Annotated in this window: 12 protein-coding genes; all 12 read right to left on the reverse strand. The window is 61.3% G+C overall.

All coding sequences use genetic code 11. From position 1 onward, the window contains the following. Positions 1-650: class I SAM-dependent methyltransferase (locus DBR18_RS11920; protein ID WP_256588685.1), on the reverse strand; the 650-nt coding region annotated here is incomplete at its 3' end. Between the two features lie 149 nt (positions 651-799). Further along, a complete protein-coding gene (locus DBR18_RS11925) occupies positions 800-1,672 on the reverse strand; it encodes an oxygenase MpaB family protein (RefSeq protein WP_108590460.1) in 873 nt (290 codons plus the stop codon). A 51-nt stretch (positions 1,673-1,723) separates the two neighbouring features. After that, positions 1,724-3,661 carry an acetate--CoA ligase gene (acs, locus tag DBR18_RS11930; RefSeq protein WP_108590461.1) on the reverse strand — a complete coding sequence of 646 codons (1,938 nt, stop codon included), beginning with the start codon at positions 3,659-3,661 and terminating at the stop codon, positions 1,724-1,726. A gap of 223 nt (positions 3,662-3,884) precedes the next feature. After that, on the reverse strand, positions 3,885-5,549 hold the full coding sequence (pgi, locus tag DBR18_RS11940; RefSeq protein ID WP_108590462.1) for a glucose-6-phosphate isomerase: 1,665 nt from the start codon (positions 5,547-5,549) through the stop codon (positions 3,885-3,887). Between the two features lie 423 nt (positions 5,550-5,972). Then, positions 5,973-6,833: a pantoate--beta-alanine ligase gene (gene panC / locus DBR18_RS11945; protein WP_108590463.1), complete on the reverse strand. Its 861-nt coding sequence runs from the start codon at positions 6,831-6,833 to the stop codon at positions 5,973-5,975. Beyond that, the gene (panB, locus tag DBR18_RS11950) at positions 6,830-7,630 is read right to left on the reverse strand and encodes a 3-methyl-2-oxobutanoate hydroxymethyltransferase (RefSeq protein ID WP_108590464.1); all 801 of its coding nucleotides are present in this window, start codon (positions 7,628-7,630) and stop codon (positions 6,830-6,832) included. The genes panC and panB overlap by 4 nt, the downstream gene beginning before the upstream one ends. 400 nt (positions 7,631-8,030) lie before the next feature. Further along, positions 8,031-8,516 carry a 2-amino-4-hydroxy-6-hydroxymethyldihydropteridine diphosphokinase gene (gene folK / locus DBR18_RS11955; protein WP_108590465.1) on the reverse strand — a complete coding sequence of 162 codons (486 nt, stop codon included), beginning with the start codon at positions 8,514-8,516 and terminating at the stop codon, positions 8,031-8,033. A gap of 3 nt (positions 8,517-8,519) precedes the next feature. Further along, on the reverse strand, positions 8,520-9,920 hold the full coding sequence (locus tag DBR18_RS11960) for a polynucleotide adenylyltransferase PcnB (protein WP_108590466.1): 1,401 nt from the start codon (positions 9,918-9,920) through the stop codon (positions 8,520-8,522). Positions 9,921-10,651: 731 nt separating this feature from the next. Beyond that, complete coding sequence (locus tag DBR18_RS11970; protein ID WP_108590468.1) at positions 10,652-12,088, reverse strand: sigma-54 dependent transcriptional regulator; 1,437 nt, start codon at positions 12,086-12,088, stop codon at positions 10,652-10,654. Between the two features lie 22 nt (positions 12,089-12,110). Further along, the gene (locus DBR18_RS11975) at positions 12,111-15,065 is read right to left on the reverse strand and encodes a sensor histidine kinase (RefSeq protein WP_177482374.1); all 2,955 of its coding nucleotides are present in this window, start codon (positions 15,063-15,065) and stop codon (positions 12,111-12,113) included. After that, positions 15,049-15,225, reverse strand: coding sequence for a hypothetical protein (locus tag DBR18_RS11980; protein ID WP_003176118.1), 177 nt, complete (start codon positions 15,223-15,225; stop codon positions 15,049-15,051). The genes DBR18_RS11975 and DBR18_RS11980 overlap by 17 nt, the downstream gene beginning before the upstream one ends. Positions 15,226-15,302: 77 nt before the next feature. After that, positions 15,303-16,147 (reverse strand): tRNA glutamyl-Q(34) synthetase GluQRS (gene gluQRS / locus DBR18_RS11985; RefSeq protein ID WP_108590470.1); only part of this gene is annotated, 845 nt, incomplete at its 5' end.

Genomic DNA, 16,147 nt, shown 5'->3' on the forward strand with positions numbered 1-16,147 from the left:
GCGAGCTGGCGGATCGCGGGGAAGTAATCAGACTGGATAAATTGCATCTCGGGCAATTGCGGGTTGAGCTGACCGTTTTCCCGGCCGACCGCCAGATTGCCTTCAGCGAAATCCAGATTGCACACTTCGCGCGCACCGCCGGCAGCGGCACTCAGGCCGACGCCACAGGTGTAGGCAAAGAGGTTGAGCACACTTTTGCCCTTGGCGTGATCCTTGACCCAGCCGCGCGTGTTGCGCAGGTCGAGAAACAGCAGCGGATCCTGCCCGGCATGCCGCCCGCGCACGCGATAGTTCAAGCCCCATTCGTGACCGACCAGATCCGCCAGCGCGGCGTCATCGGCTTTGTAAACGCTGTCTTCGCGATCGATGCGCGAGTTGCCCCGGGAGCGGTCGTTGTAGACCAGCAGGGTGTCAAAGCCCAGCGCCTGATTGACCATGGCGTGCAGTTGCAGCAGGTCGTCACGTTCCAGGGTCTGATGAAAGCTTTGCACCAGCAACTGCGGGCCGTAGCGGTCGACGGTCAGCCCTCCGGCACCTTCCTGGCTGCCGTGGAACAGCCGATAGCAATCGGTGCCCTGGCTGTGCAGCTTAGCGAGCAGGTCCTGGCGTTTATCGAGGGCGGCGCGCAGCGCCTGATTCAAGGAAGACATGCGTGCGCCTTGCTGGTGAGAATTGAGGCGCGGGAGTTTAGCAGTTTGGCGGGTAACCGAGGTGCTTCCATCGCGAGCAGGCTCACTCCTACAAGGGATCAGTGTTGCGCAGAAAGTCTCTTGTAGGAGTGAGCCTGCTCGCGAAGCTTTTAGGTCAGCAGACCCATCCGGCGTTTGGCGCGCTGCACCGAACCATTGCGCATCGCCCAGCGCAGCATCGGCGCGCTGCGCTTGACGCTGGCGCGAATCAACTGGCGTTGCAGCGGGTTCTGGCGGACACCGAACATGTCGCTGGCCCAATCCGGCAGCAGATCGATGCCGGCCTTCATCATCAGGTCGCCAAAGGGTCGTGCCAGAACACTCGGTGCCGGGGCGTCGAGCAGCAGGTGCAGGACTTCACGGCTGCGCTCATCACAGAGCAACTGCGGGCGCATGCGTTGCAGATAATCGGCCACGGCCTGCCGCGATTTCGGCACCTCCCGCGCACCCAGGCGCTCGGCGATCACGGCGATTTCCGCGTAGTAACGATCCTGATCCGCCCCCGACAAATGCGGGTTGCGGTAACGCAGATGCGCGGCAAGAAAGTGACTGACCTCGGCCACATGCACCCACGTCAGCAGGTCCGGATCGCTGGCCGCATAAGGCCGGCCATCCGGCGCGGTGCCGACCACTTGCAGGTGAATAGTGCGCACTTTGTCGATCAGCCATTCGGCGTCCTTGCGCGAGCCGAAGGTGGTGCCGGAAACAAACTGGCTGGTGCGGCGCAAGCGGCCGAGCATGTCCTGACGAAAATTCGAATGGTCCCAGACCCCGGCCAGCGCCAGCGGATGCAGGGCTTGCAGCAACAAGGCGCTGATGCCGCCGATCAGCATGCTGCTGAAGTCGCCGTGCACTTGCCAACTGATCGAGTCGGGGCCGAACAGCCCGGGATCGCCCTTGGGGTTTTCCAGGTCTAGCTGACCGAGGGACAGACCGGTCAGGCTCATGAGTTGGTTTTCGATACGGCTGCGGATGAATTCCATGACAACTCATTGGTGATGAACGGGCGCGGCCGGGTGACCGCGCCACGGATGTTACTGATTGAGGCGCTTGTCGATCAAACCCTGCACCACGCTCGGATCGGCCAGGGTCGAGGTGTCACCGAGGCTGTCGAGTTCGTTGCAGGCGATCTTGCGCAAGATGCGCCGCATGATCTTGCCCGAGCGGGTTTTCGGCAAGGCCGGCGCCCATTGGATCAGGTCCGGTTTGGCAAAGCTGCCGATCTCCTTGCTGACGTGGGCCAGCAGTTCCTTCTTCAGCTCATCGCTCGGCTCGAAGCCGTTCATGGGGGTGACGAAGGCGTAAATGCCCTGGCCTTTGACGTCGTGCGGATAACCGACCACGGCGGCCTCGGCGATGCTGTCGTGCAGCACCAGCGCACTTTCCACCTCGGCGGTGCCGATGCGGTGGCCGGAGACGTTGATCACGTCGTCGATGCGCCCGGTGATCCAGTAGTCGCCGTCCTCGTCGCGGCGAGCGCCGTCACCGGTGAAGTAGTAGCCGGGGTAGGGCTTGAAGTAGGTGTCGACCATCCGTTGCGGGTCGCCGTAGACGCTGCGGATCTGCGCCGGCCAACTGGATTTGATCGCCAGCACGCCGCTGCCGACGCCTTTGATCTCCTTGCCGTGTTCATCGAGCAGCACCGGTTGCACGCCGAACATCGGCTGCGTCGCGCAACCCGGTTTGATGCGCTGCGCACTCACCAGCGGGCTGAGCATGATGCCGCCGGTCTCGGTCTGCCACCAGGTATCGACAATCGGGCAGCGCTGTTCGCCGACCACATTGAAATACCATTCCCACGCTTCCGGGTTGATCGGCTCACCGACACTGCCGAGCAATCTGAGGCTTTTGCGCGACGTTTCCTGCAACGGCCCGGCACCTTCGCGCATCAGCGCACGCAGGGCGGTGGGCGCGGTGTAGAAGATGTTGACATGGTGTTTGTCGATCACCTGCCAGAAGCGCGAAGTGCTCGGATAACTCGGCACGCCTTCGAAGATCAGCGTGGTCGCGCCGTTGGCCAGCGGGCCATAGACGATGTAGCTGTGGCCGGTGACCCAGCCGACGTCGGCGGTGCACCAGAACACTTCGCCGTCGCGGTAATCGAGCACGTATTTGAAAGTCATCGCCGCTTGCAGCAAGTAGCCGCCGGTGGTGTGCAGTACGCCTTTGGGTTTGCCGGTGCTGCCGGAGGTGTAGAGGATGAACAGCGGATCCTCGGCGTCCATCGGCTCCGGCGGGCAATCATCGCTGACGTCGCGCACGGCCTGGTGATACCAGAGGTCGCGGCCCTCGACCCAATCGACCTTACCCTGAGTGCGTTCGACGACGATGACGGTGCTGACATCCGGGCAACTTTGCAGCGCCTTGTCGACGTTGTGCTTGAGCGGGACGAACTTGCCACCGCGCACGCCTTCATCGGCGGTGATCACCGTGCGGCAGTCGGCGTCGAGGATGCGATCGCGCAAGGAGTCCGGGGAGAAACCGCCGAACACCACCGAATGAATCGCGCCGATCCGCGCGCAGGCGAGCATGGCGTAGGCCGCCTCGGGGATCATCGGCATGTAGATGCACACCCGGTCGCCTTTTTTCACGCCACGGCTTTTCAGCACATTGGCCAGGCGGCAGACGTGATGGTGGAGTTTTTTGTAGGTGATCTGCGCCGATTCGGCAGGGTCGTCGCCTTCCCAGAGAATCGCGGTCTGCTCGCCGCGCTGTGCGAGATGGCGGTCTATGCAGTTGTAGCTGACATTCAGTTTCGCCCCGGTAAACCAGGCCGCTTCACCGGTTTTCAGGTCGTAGCGCTGAACGGACTGCCACGGGGTGCTCCAGTCGAGGAAGCGTGTGGCCTGCTCGGCCCAGAAGGCGCTGGGATGTTCAATGGATTCGCGGTACAGGCGTCTGTAATCGTCCTGACTCAACTGCGCAGCCCGGCGGACGGCATCGGCTTTGGGGAACGTGCTGATATCGAACATGACGGTTCCTTATTCTTGTTGTAAGACAAGAGGGGAGCTACACGGACTCTGTAAGAGCTGCCGAAGGCTGCGATCTTTTGATCTTGATCTTCAAGGTCAAAAGATCGCAGCCTTCGGCAGCTCCTACAAAGGTCGCGTACGCCACCGATTCTGCGATTGCCCGGTGCCGTGGAACTGTCGATGTTGCAAGCTGTAGGGGCAGGCAAACCGCCCCTTCAGCCTATCACCCGCGGTGACGACCGCGGAAGTAGTTGATCAGGCCCTGGGTGGAGGCGTCGTCAGCGCTGGTTTCATCGCTGCCGACCAGGCGGTTGTAAACGCCTTTGCCCAGCTCCTTGCCCAGCTCCACGCCCCATTGGTCGAAGGCGTTGATGCCCCAGACCACGCTCTGCACGAACACTTTGTGCTCGTACATGGCGACCAGCGCGCCGAGACGACGCGGGCTGATGCGCTCGACCACAATGGTGTTGCTCGGACGGTTGCCCGGGATCACCTTGTGCGGTGCGAGTTTGTGCACCTGCTCTTCGCTCATGCCCTTGTCGCGCAATTCGGTTTCAGCTTCGGCCAGAGTCTTGCCGAGCATCAGCGCCTGGCTTTGCGACAGGCAGTTGGCGTACAGCCACTGATGGTGATCGGAGACCGGATTGAAGCTGACGATCGGCACGATGAAGTCGGCCGGGATCAGTTGGGTGCCCTGGTGCAGCAACTGGTGATAGGCGTGTTGACCGTTGCAGCCGACGCCGCCCCAGATCACCGGGCCGGTATCGGTGGACACCGAGGTGCCGTCCTGGCGCACGCTCTTGCCGTTGGATTCCATGTCCAGCTGTTGCAAGTGCTTGGTGATGTTGCGCAGATAGTGGTCGTACGGCAGGATCGCGTGGCTTTGCGCGCCCCAGAAGTTGCCGTACCAGACGCCGAGCAGGGCCAGCAGCACTGGCATGTTCTGTTCGAACGGCGCGCTCTGGAAATGCTGGTCCATGGTGTAGGCACCGGACAGCAGTTCCTTGAAGTTGGACATGCCGATGGCCAGGGCGATCGGCAGACCGATGGCCGACCACAGCGAGTAACGACCGCCGACCCAGTCCCACATCGGGAAGATGTTTTCTTCACGGATGCCGAACGCGACCGCCGCGGCGTTGTTGCTCGATACCGCGATGAAGTGGCGATACAGCTCGGCTTCCGAACCACCTTGAGCCAGATACCAGGCGCGGGCGGCCTGGGCGTTCTTCAGGGTTTCGAGGGTGTTGAAGGATTTCGACGAAACGATGAACAGTGTGGTTTCGGCGCGCAGCTTTTGCGTCAACTCGTGGAACTCACTGCCGTCGATGTTCGCCAGGTAGTGGCAACGCACGCCTTTCTGCGCGTAGGACAACAGCGCTTCGGAGACCAGCTCCGGGCCGAGGAACGAGCCACCGATGCCGATGTTGACCACATCGGTGATCGGCTTCTCGGTGTAACCGCGCCAAAGGCCGTCGTGGATGCGGCCGACCAGATCGGTGATCTGGTTCAGCACCTTGTGCACTTCCGGCATCACGTTGACGCCGTTGACCGACAGCTTGTCGCCCACTGGACGGCGCAGGGCAGTGTGCAGTGCCGGGCGGCCCTCGGAGGCGTTGACGATTTCGCCGTCGAACAGCGCTTTGATCGCGCCTTTGAGATCGACTTCATTGGCCAGGCCCACCAGCAGGTTGCGGGTCTCGGCGTTGATCAGGTTCTTCGAATAGTCGAGAAACAGTCCGCAGCTGCTGAGCGTGAATTGATTGAAGCGCTGCGGATCGGCGTTGAAGGCTTCGCGCATGCTGAAATCCTGCATGGCTTGGCGGTGATCTTTCAACGCTTGCCAGGCAGGCAGAGCGGTAACGTCTTGAGGAGTGCGGTAGTACGCCATCGCTGCGGTTTTCCTTTTTACTTGAACGGCCTTTTGAACACAGAACAGACCGATACGCCATGTTTGGGCGAGGGTCAAATGCGTCGACACGATTTTTCAACGCAGGGCGAATACAGTAAACCTCGCGCTGCGATCTGTCTTGGCTTCTTCTGACCTGTTCCCTGTACTTTTTTAACATCCATCCCGGCGGCAAGCCGACGAACGGGAGGGGAGCAGGGCATTGGCCTGCCCGCAATCGGACGGCGCGCAGTGTGTCCGAAGGCTTTGGGAACGGCAATATGGCTGGAAATGCTATTTTCCAGGCGCTGAAAAACACTGTAGGAGTGAGCCTGCTCGCGATAGCGCACTGTCATTCAACGATGATGTTGAAAGTCAGGGCCTCATCGCGAGCAGGCTCACTCCTACAGGAGTATTGCGGTATTTTTAGACTGGGGTATCGAGATTCAGGTGCAGGTTGTCGATCAACCGGGTGGTGCCGAGGAATGCGGCCACCAGAATCACCAGATCACGGTCTTCAGCCGTCGCCGGTCGCAAGGTCAGGGCGTGGCGGATTTCCAGATAATCCGGGCGCAGGCCGGCACCTTCCAGTTGCTGCAGCTGTGCGCTGATCAATGCCGGGTAGTCGCGCTCGCCTTGCTTGATCGACTCGGCAATCGCGCTCAGGGTGCGATAGACCACCGGCGCCAGCGCACGCTGTTCTTCACTGAGGAAGCCGTTGCGCGACGACAGCGCCAGGCCATCGGCGGCGCGTACGGTCGGTTCGCCGATGATCTGGATCGGCATGTTCAGGTCATGCACCAGCGCGCGGATCACCGCCAGTTGCTGGAAGTCCTTCTGGCCGAAGATCGCCAGGTCCGGCTGGACCATGTTGAACAGCTTGCTGACCACCGTGGCCACACCTTCGAAATGCCCCGGACGGCTGGCGCCGCACAGGCCTTCGGACAGTTGCGGCACGCTGACCCGGGTCTGCCCGGCCATGCCGTCGGGGTACATTTCTTCAACGGTCGGGGCGAACAGCAAATGGCAACCGGCCTGCAGCAGTTTTTCCTGATCCGCCGCGAGGGTGCGCGGGTATTTGTCGAGGTCTTCGCCGGCGCCGAACTGCAGCGGGTTGACGAAAATGCTCGCGACCACGAAGTCCACGCGCTGGGTGGCTTTGGTGACCAGTGCGATATGGCCGCTGTGCAGGTTGCCCATGGTCGGCACGAAGCCGATGCGCTTGCCTTCACTGCGGGCGCGCGCTACGGCTGCGCGCAATTCACGTACGGTTTTGACGGTGTTCATGCAGAGAATCCGTGTTCGATCCCAGGGAAAGTAACGCCTTTGACTTCGTTGACGTAAGCCTTCAGTGCGGACTGGATGCTGTCCTGACCCTGCATGAAGTTCTTGACGAATTTTGGCACGCGGCCAGTGATCGACAGACCGAGCATGTCGTGCAGCACCAGCACCTGGCCGTCGGTGTCGCTGCCGGCGCCGATACCGATAACCGGAATCTTCACGGCCTGGCTGATTTCCGCAGCCAGTTCGCTGGGTACGCATTCGAGCAGCAGCATGGCCGCACCGGCCTGTTCCAGCGAAATCGCGTCGGCGCGCATCTGCCGCGCCTGGTTCTCGTTGCGGCCCTGCACTTTATAGCCGCCAAGAATGTTCACCGCTTGCGGGGTCAGGCCCATGTGCGCACAGACCGGCACACCGCGTTCGGCCAGCAGGCGAATCGACTCTGCCAGCCACAGCTGACCTTCGACCTTGACCATGTGTGCGCCGGCCTGCATCAGCGTGGCGCTGTTGGTCAGGGTCTGCTCGATGGTGGCGTTGGCCATGAAGGGCAGGTCGGCCAGGATCAGGGCGTCGGTGTTGCCGCGTTTGACGCACGCGGTGTGATAGGCCATTTCTGCGGTGGTGACCGGCAAGGTGCTGTCGTGCCCTTGCAGAACCATGCCGAGGGAGTCGCCCACCAGCAGCACTTCGACACCGGCCTCGTTGCAGGCGTGGGCGAAGGTCGCGTCATAGCAGGTCAGCATGGTGATCTTTTCACCTTTCTGCTTGAGGCTCTGGAGCGTGGTCAGGGTGATGGCTGGCATGTAAAAAATCCTCGTTCAGGCGCTCTGGAAACTACTGCGAGTAACGCGCGTGATTCTTCGTCTACTCAGGCGCACGCTCTTTTGTCGTGCTTATAAGGCCTGGATTGCGCCCGTATGTGCCGGGTTGGCGGCAGCGGGACGCCTATAGTCGTGAGGAGAACCTAGGAAGTCAATTGCGTGTGTTACCGCATTGTTACGAGGGGAGTGTTACCGGCGTTACTGATGCGATTCAGCGCTGCGGCAGGGCTTGATCGGGGCGTTTTTGTCCGACAAAAATGGCAATGCCGCACGCTCTTTGTGTAGGAGCTGCCGAAGGCTGCGATCTTTTGATCCTGGTTTTCAGAAACAGGATCAAGATCAAAAGATCGCAGCCTCCGGCAGCTCCTACAGGGGATTTTTGTCAGGCGTGGGGAAGGCGTTCGAGGCCGACGAACGGGCAGGCGGCGAGCAGATCGGCGAGGGCGCGGCCGTCGGCGAGACGCAAATCCTGTGGGGCGAGTTCGGCCAGGGGATAGAGCACGAACGCGCGTTCCTGAATCTGGTAGTGCGGGACTTTCAGACGCAATTCGTCGATCAGGCGATCACCGAACAACAGAATGTCCAGATCCAGCGTGCGCGGGCCCCAGCGTTCGAGGCGTTCGCGACCCTGATCGTTTTCGATGGCTTGCAGCGCATCGAGCAGCTCCAGCGGCGCGAGGTCGCTGTCGAGGGCGGCCACTGCGTTGGTGTAACGCGGTTGCCCCGGCAGCAGCGAGTCGCTCTGATAGAACGCCGAAACTCCGGCCAGGGCGGTTTGCGGCAATTGCCCCAACGCGTTGAGCGCGTTGCGCAATTGCTCGGTCGGGTCAGCGAGGTTGCTGCCCAGGCCGATATAGATGCGCTCCATAGCTTATTCGCCCGATGCGCTCGGCGCCCCGGCGCGTTTGCGCTTGGAACCGCTGCTGCGGCGACGTTTGCGCGGTGCGCCGCTGGCGTCATCGCCCTTGCCGCTGAGGTCGCGGATCATGTCGCGACGTTCGCTGTCGTTGGCGTCCTGATAATCCGTCCACCATTCGCCCAGGCCATCGGTCTGCTCGCCAGCGCTTTCACGCAACAGCAGGAAGTCGTAACCGGCGCGGAAACGTGGATTGTCCAGTAGCAGGTCGGCACGTTTGCCGCTGCGGCGTGGCAGACGTTCCTGCATGTCCCAGATCTCGCGGATCGGCATGGTGAAGCGCTTTGGTATAGCGATGCGCTGGCACTGCTCGGCGATCAGCTCGTGGGCGGCTTCCTGCATCGCCGGGATCGGCGGCATGCCACGTTCCTGCAGACGCAACACGCGGGCCGGCAGGGCAGGCCACAGCAGTGCGGCAAACAGGAAGGCCGGGGTCACCGGTTTGTTCTGCTTGATGCGCAGGTCGGTGTTGGTCAGCGCTTCGCTGATCAGCGTGTGGGTGTATTCCGGGTTGTGTTCGAGTGCGTCGGCACTGGCCGGGAACAGCGGGGCGAATAGTTGCAGATCGACCAGCATCTCGAAAGTGATCGCGCCGTGGCCGGAGAGGAACAGCTTGAGCACTTCCTCGAACAGACGGGCCGACGGGATCTCGCGCAGCATCGGCGCCAGATCGCGGATCGGCTGCACGGTGTGCTTCTCGATGCCGAAATTGAGCTTGGCGGCGAAACGCACGGCGCGCAGCATCCGTACCGGGTCTTCCTGGTAACGCTGCTTCGGATCGCCGATCAGGCGAATCAGGTGATTGCGGATGTCGTGTACGCCGTTGGCGTAATCGAGAATGCGCTCGCTGACCGGATCGTAATACAGGGCGTTGATGGTGAAGTCGCGGCGTTGCGCGTCTTCTTCCAGGGTGCCGTAAACGTTGTCGCGCAGAATCCGCCCGCTCTCGTTGCGCGAAGACTGGTTACTGTCTTCGTCGTCTTCATTGACCGGGTGATTGGCGCGGAAGGTCGCGACTTCGATGATTTCGCGACCGAAATGGATATGCACCAGTTTGAAGCGGCGCCCGATGATCCGCGCATTGCGGAATTCGGCACGGACCTGCTCGGGGGTGGCGCTGGTGGCGACGTCGAAATCCTTGGGTGTAATGCCCAGGAGCATGTCTCGCACGCAACCGCCGACCAGATACGCCTGGTAACCGGCACCTTGCAGGCGTTCGACGATATTGACCGCATAGCGGCTGAATTGCCCCTTTTGCAGCGAATGTTGGCCGCTGTTGAGCACTTCAGGGGTGCTGCGGATGTGTTGCGTACGACGCACGGGTGTTCGGAATGACTGGAACAGCTTCTTCAGCATGGGATGCACTGTTTGAAGGAATGTTCGGCCATACCAAAGAATGACCGCATGATGGGCGCAGATTCTAGCATTTAGTCGGGGGATGGTGTAGGACGCGGCAGATTTGAGCTGTAAGCCGCAAGCTGCAAGGGTTGGGCAAGGAAAAACAGGGGGATTTTGGCGGGCGGGAGAAACTACAAGGGGAGCCGAAGCTCCCCAAGAAGTAGTTGCGTGCTCTTTTTATTATTGATTCGGGCTTCTTGTTTTTGTTGAGTGCCCTCGCCACGAAGCTTTCCTTCGTGACCCTCCCAATCGGGAGCCAAGAGCAAACGGATTGCTTTGGTCGCTGAATTGCAGTGATCTCTCGATCCAACCAGTACAGGCTCTGTCTTAGGACAGTTTTTGTTGTTCTCGGCCTGGTCGTGGGGCTAGCCCCAAATACAACGCCTCTCCAAAAGAATCAGTTAGCTGCGCCTCTCGCCGTCTTGTTTTTATTGTGCGTGAGTCGATTCGTCTTATTTTTATTGTCTTGTGCATTGCTTGTTATTGTTCTTGTACCAAACATATAGCAGGTGCCGTGCCAACTTTTGCGAAGCCCAATAAAACAAGGGGTTAGGTCGATATAACCGTTTTCTCGGAGCGAAAAAAAGCCGGGGTTTCGTTACCGATAACCCCGGCTTCTGTTACGTGAAAGGACTGAGGTAACAGTTTTTTCACATCTTCAAGCGTTACCCGCACTCGACAGGTAACGTTCAGCTCTCGCTGGCGACCCCGGTCTTGCGCCGTGGAATGCCCAGACGCTGACGGCGTTCCCACAGGCACTTGCGGCTGACGCCCAGTTTGCGCGCCAGTTCGGTTTCGGTCATGTGATCCTGATGCTCGAGGACGAAGTGCTGGAAGTAATCTTCCAACGACAGGTCTTCGGTCGGCTCGTGGCTGCTGTTACTGGTGTTGCCTGCGGTTTGCGCGGGCAAACCGATGAACTCGTCGTCTTCCAGGTCGCTCAGCTCGATGTCGATGCCCAGCAGGTCGGCGGAGATTTCCGGGCTTTCGCTCAGGATCACTGCGCGCTCCACAGCGTTTTCCAGCTCACGTACGTTACCCGGCCAGGAATAGTGCCGGATGGCCTGTTCGGCATCGGCGGCAAATTTCAGGTCGGTACGGTTGATGCGTGCACTCTGGCGGGCGAGGAATGCATTGGCGATTTCGTTGACGTCGGCGCCACGCTCGCGCAGGGCCGGCAGTTTCAGGGCAATCACGTGCAGGCGGTAATAAAGGTCTTCACGGAACTGGCCGATTTTCGCCAGGCTCTTGAGGTCGCGGTGGGTCGCGGCGATCAGGCGCACATCGACCTTTTGCGACTGCACCGAACCCACCCGGCGAATCTCGCCTTCCTGCAGCACGCGCAGCAAACGGGCCTGGGCTTCCAGCGGCAGTTCGCCGATCTCGTCGAGGAACAGCGTGCCACCGTCCGCCGCTTCCACCAGCCCGGCACGCCCGGCGCTGGCGCCAGTGAACGCGCCTTTTTCGTGGCCGAACAGTTCGGACTCGATCAGGCTTTCCGGGATGGCCGCGCAGTTCACCGAAATCATCGGGGCCTTGGCGCGCTTGGACAGGTTGTGCAGGGCGCGGGCTACCAGCTCTTTACCGGTGCCGGACTCACCCTGGATCAGGACATTGGAATCGGTTGGCGCGACTTTGCGGATCTTGCTGTACAGATCCTGCATCGGTGGGCACGAGCCAATGATGCCAATCTCGCCGTTGCTGTTGTCGACGGACGATTTGCCGCTGCCATTGGCCGGTTTGCCGGCAACCGCTTCGCCAGTGGCAGGCGCCGACTGATGATCACGCAGGATCCGCGCGACGGCCTGGAGCATTTCATCGTGATCGAAAGGCTTGGCGATGTAGTCCACCGCGCCCATCTTCATCGAGTCGACCGCCGAGCGCAGGCTGGCATAGCTGGTCATGATCAGCACCGGCTTGCCCTGGCCGAGCTTGATCAGCTCGGTGCCCGGGGCGCCAGGCAGGCGCAGGTCGCTGACGATCAGATCGAATGTGGGAATACTGAAGCGTTCTTGTGCTTCCTGCACTGAACCGGCTTCGCTGACCTGGTACTGGTTGCGTTCCAGCAGGCGGCGCAAGGCGGAGCGGATAATGGTTTCGTCTTCGACGATCAAAATGTGCGGCATTGATTCGATACTCTCGACGGTCTCAGTTCACAGCGGACGTCGCTTCGACATGGCGCGGTAAGGTCACCCGGATACGGGTGCCGCGCTGGCTCTGTACATCAGCCGGGCTGTCGATGGTGATTTGTCCATAATGCTCTTCAACGATGGAATAGACCAGTGCAAGGCCCAGACCGGTGCCTTCGCCAGGATCCTTGGTGGTGAAGAAAGGTTCGAACAATCGGTCCATGATGTTCTGCGGAATGCCACTGCCTTCGTCCTCGACGATCAGATCGACCGTGTGTTCGCCGGCTTCGCTCTTGACCCGTACCGCGCTGCCCGCAGGCGAGGCATCACGGGCGTTGGAGAGCAGATTGATCAGCACCTGGGCGAGCCGCTGGGGATCGCCTTCGACCCAGTGATCCGGATCGCACAGGTTGTAGAACTGCACTTCGAAATTGCGCCGGTTCAGCGCCAGCAGGCCGATGGCGTCCTGCGCCACTTCCGCCAGACAAACGGGCTCGTCGCTGTGCTGATGGCTGCCGGCGTGGGCGAAGCTCATCAGCGACTGCACGATGCGTGACACGCGTTTGGTCTGTTCGAGGATCTGCCCGCTGATTTCCGTCAGTTCACCGTCTTCTTCGCGCTCTTCGCGCAGGTTCTGCGCCAGACAGGCGATACCGGTGATCGGGTTGCCGATTTCATGGGCCACGCCCGCCGCCAGTCGGCCGATGCTTGCCAGGCGCTCGGAGTGCACCAGTTTGTCTTCAAGCATCTGCGTTTCGGTCAGGTCTTCCACCAGCAGCACCAGGCCGCTGTTGCCCGGCGCCAGCGGTTCGTCGATCGCCGCTTTGTGCAGATTGAGCCAGCGGGTCTGGCCGTCGAGGGCCAGGTGCTGCTTGTGCAAATGTTCGTCGGGCAGGTTGATGAAGCCTTGCAGCAATTGCTTCCACGGATCGGCGATGGTGCTCAGGCGCGAACCGACCACGCGTTGCGCGGCGATGCCAGTGAGTTCTTCCATGGCCTTGTTCCACATCAGGATCTCCTGATCCTTGGCCAGCGAGCAGACGCCCATCGGCAATTCCTGCAAGGTCTGGCGGTGGTAGCGGCGCAGGGCGTCAAGTTCGGCGGCCAGCCCGGTGAGGCGCGAGTGGTAATCCTCGAGGCGGCTTTCGATGAAGTGGATATCTTCGGTGACGTAGTTTTCGCCGCCAGCCTTGTACGGCAGGAAAGTTTCAACCATGTCCTGCGCGACACTCGGGCCCATCAGGCCGGAGAGGTTGGCTTCGATACGGTCGCGCAGGCGGCGGAGCGCGTAGGGGCGGCGTTCGTCGAATGGCAGATAGAGGTCACGCAGCGCTTGTTCCACTTCCTTTTGCGCAGCCTTGGCGCCCAGCGGTTTGGCCAGTTGCGTGGCGAACTCCTGAGGCGAGGCAGCGTGCAGTTCGCGGCGTTGCGGGCGACGCACGTTATCCACCGCGCAGGCTTCGGCGGCACTGGCTTCTTCCGGGCTGGCGTTGGTGAACAGCGAGATCAGGGTGAACATCAGTACGTTGGCCGCCAGTGAGGCGATGGCCGCCATGTGCCAACTGGTGTCGTCCAGCACGTAAATCATGTTCAGCAGAGGGATGTAAAAGCCCTGCAGATTGCCGACCAGCGGCAGCAGCATGGTCACCACCCACACCAGAATCCCCGCCAGCAGACCGGCGATAAAGCCGCGACGGTTGGCGGTCGGCCAGTACAGCACCGAGAGCACCCCAGGCAGGAATTGCAGGGTGGCGACGAACGCGACAATACCGAGGTTGGCCAGATCCTGTCCGGCACCGAGCAGCAGATAGAAGCCGAAGCCGGCCATGATGATCGCGACGATCAGCGCCCGGCGCGTCCACTTCAGCCAGCGGTAGATGTTGCCTTCGGCCGGGGGCTGATAGAGCGGCAGCACCAGATGGTTCAGGGCCATGCCCGACAGCGCCAGGGTGGTGACGATGATCAGGCCACTGGCCGCCGACAATCCGCCGACGTAGGCCAGCAAGGCCAGCGGCTTGCTGTTGGCGGCAATGCCGATGCCGAGGGTGAAGTATTCCGGATCGGTGGTGGCGCCGAGTTTCAGGCCGGCCCAGAGAATCAGCGGCACCGCCAGGCTCATCAGCAGCAAAAACAGCGGCAGACCCCAGCTGGCGCTGACCAGCGAGCGCGGATTGAGATTTTCGGTAAACGTCATGTGATACATGTGCGGCATCACGATCGCCGAGGCGAAGAACACCAGCAACAGCGTGCGCCACGGCCCTTCCTGCAGCGGTGTGTGCAGGGCGGCGAGGGCGGTCTGGTTCTGCAGCAGCCATAGCTCGAGTTGCTGCGGGCCGTCGAACACGCCGTACAACGCATAGAGGCCGACGCCACCGAGGGCGATCAACTTGATCACCGACTCGAAGGCAATCGCGAACACCAGCCCTTCATGTTTCTCGCGGGTGGCGATATGCCGGGAGCCGAAGAAAATCGTGAACAGGATGATCAGCGCACAGAACGCCAGCGCGACCCGGCTCTGGATCGGCTCGCCGGTGAGGATGCCAATCGAGTCGGCCACCGCCTGAATCTGCAACGCCAGCAGCGGCAATACGCCGATCAGCATGAAAATCGTGGTCAGCGCACCGGCCCAGGTGCTGCGAAAGCGGAAAGCGAACAGGTCCGCCAGCGACGACAGTTGATAAGTGCGAGTGATTTTCAGGATCGGGTACAGCAGCACCGGTGCCAGCAAAAACGCTCCAGACACCCCGAGATAACTGGAGAGAAAGCCGTAGCCATACTGATAGGCCAGGCCCACCGTGCCATAGAACGCCCAGGCACTGGCGTAGACCCCCAGCGATAGGGTATAGGTCAGCGGGTGGCGAATGATCGCCCGCGGGATCATGCCCCGTTCACTGATCCAGGCAACGCCGAACAGCACCGCCAGGTACGCGGCGCTGATCAGGATCATCTGGGTCAGGCTAAAGCTCATCGGCATCTTTTTGGCTCTGCAGGATGAAGGTCACGACAATCAGGATCAACCAGAGCAGATACGGCCGATACCAGGCGCCCGTGGCGTCGATCCACCAATCCATGATGGCTGGCGAAAACAGATAGATTCCCACGACCAGAAGCAGGACCAAGCGATAGATGTACATCCCGGCCTCTCTTTTTTATGCGCGTGCCCGAAAACGTGCGGCGATGGTAACGGATGGGCGCGCCACTGCAAGTGCCGTCATTGCAGTTGCGCTTCAGGCAGGGTCAGTGTGCGCGGGATCTTTGTCGCATCCCAGTGGGCTGCGCCCCATTTGAGCAATTCCTGCGGGGTGGCATGCGCCAGTTCGGCGCCGGGGTTTTGCCCCAACGCACGCAGGGCTCGCAGCAGCAACGGGGTGGCCTGATCGGCTTCAAGCGGTGGCGAGCGGTAGGATTTGCCGAGCTTGTTGCCGTCCGGTTGCGTGATCAGCGGCAGGTGCAGGTAGCGTGGCTGACGCAAGCCCAGCAGCTCCTGCAGGTAGAGCTGGCGCGGGGTGGAGTCGAGCAGGTCGGCGCCGCGCACGATGTCGGTGATGCCTTGCCAGGCGTCATCTAGCACCACCGCCAGCTGATAGGCGTACAGGCCGTCGCGGCGACGAATCACGAAATCGCCGACATCACGCCCCAGATGCTGGCGAAATTCGCCCTGTACGCGGTCGATGAAGTGGTATTCCAGCTCCGGCACACGCAGGCGGATGGCCGCGTCTTGCTGGTCATGCCCGGCATTGCGGCACAGTCCCGGATAAATCCCGTGGTACGGCTCCAGCTGTTTGCGCGAACAGGTGCACGCATAAGCGAGGCCGTGATTGAACAGACTGTTGAGGACTTCGGCGTAGGCGTCGTGCCGGTCACTCTGGCGCACCATCTCGCCGTCCCACTCGAAGCCGTAGCTTTCCAGCGCCTTGAGGATCGCCGCCTGCGCGCCGGGTTCTTCCCGGGGCGGATCAAGATCTTCCATGCGCACCAGCCAGCGCCCGCCGACCGCGCGCGCGTCGAGATAAGAGGCGAGGGCGGCGACCAGCGAACCGAAGTGCAGGTGGCCAC

Origin of the sequence: Pseudomonas sp. HMWF021, from assembly GCF_003061005.1 — a bacterium.
Taxonomy (GTDB): Bacteria; Pseudomonadota; Gammaproteobacteria; order Pseudomonadales; family Pseudomonadaceae; genus Aquipseudomonas.

Excerpts from the sequence above, each read along its gene's own strand:
- panB (WP_108590464.1), bottom strand. The coding sequence starts at position 7,630 with ATGCCAGCCATCACCCTGACCACGCTCCAGAGCCTCAAGCAGAAAGGT.
- DBR18_RS11960 (WP_108590466.1), bottom strand. The coding sequence starts at position 9,920 with ATGCTGAAGAAGCTGTTCCAGTCATTCCGAACACCCGTGCGTCGTACG.
- DBR18_RS11980 (WP_003176118.1), bottom strand. The coding sequence starts at position 15,225 with ATGTACATCTATCGCTTGGTCCTGCTTCTGGTCGTGGGAATCTATCTG.
- pgi (WP_108590462.1), bottom strand. The coding sequence starts at position 5,549 with ATGGCGTACTACCGCACTCCTCAAGACGTTACCGCTCTGCCTGCCTGG.
- DBR18_RS11925 (WP_108590460.1), bottom strand. The coding sequence starts at position 1,672 with ATGGAATTCATCCGCAGCCGTATCGAAAACCAACTCATGAGCCTGACC.
- acs (WP_108590461.1), bottom strand. The coding sequence starts at position 3,661 with ATGTTCGATATCAGCACGTTCCCCAAAGCCGATGCCGTCCGCCGGGCT.
- DBR18_RS11970 (WP_108590468.1), bottom strand. The coding sequence starts at position 12,088 with ATGCCGCACATTTTGATCGTCGAAGACGAAACCATTATCCGCTCCGCC.
- DBR18_RS11975 (WP_177482374.1), bottom strand. The coding sequence starts at position 15,065 with ATGCCGATGAGCTTTAGCCTGACCCAGATGATCCTGATCAGCGCCGCG.
- panC (WP_108590463.1), bottom strand. The coding sequence starts at position 6,833 with ATGAACACCGTCAAAACCGTACGTGAATTGCGCGCAGCCGTAGCGCGC.
- folK (WP_108590465.1), bottom strand. The coding sequence starts at position 8,516 with ATGGAGCGCATCTATATCGGCCTGGGCAGCAACCTCGCTGACCCGACC.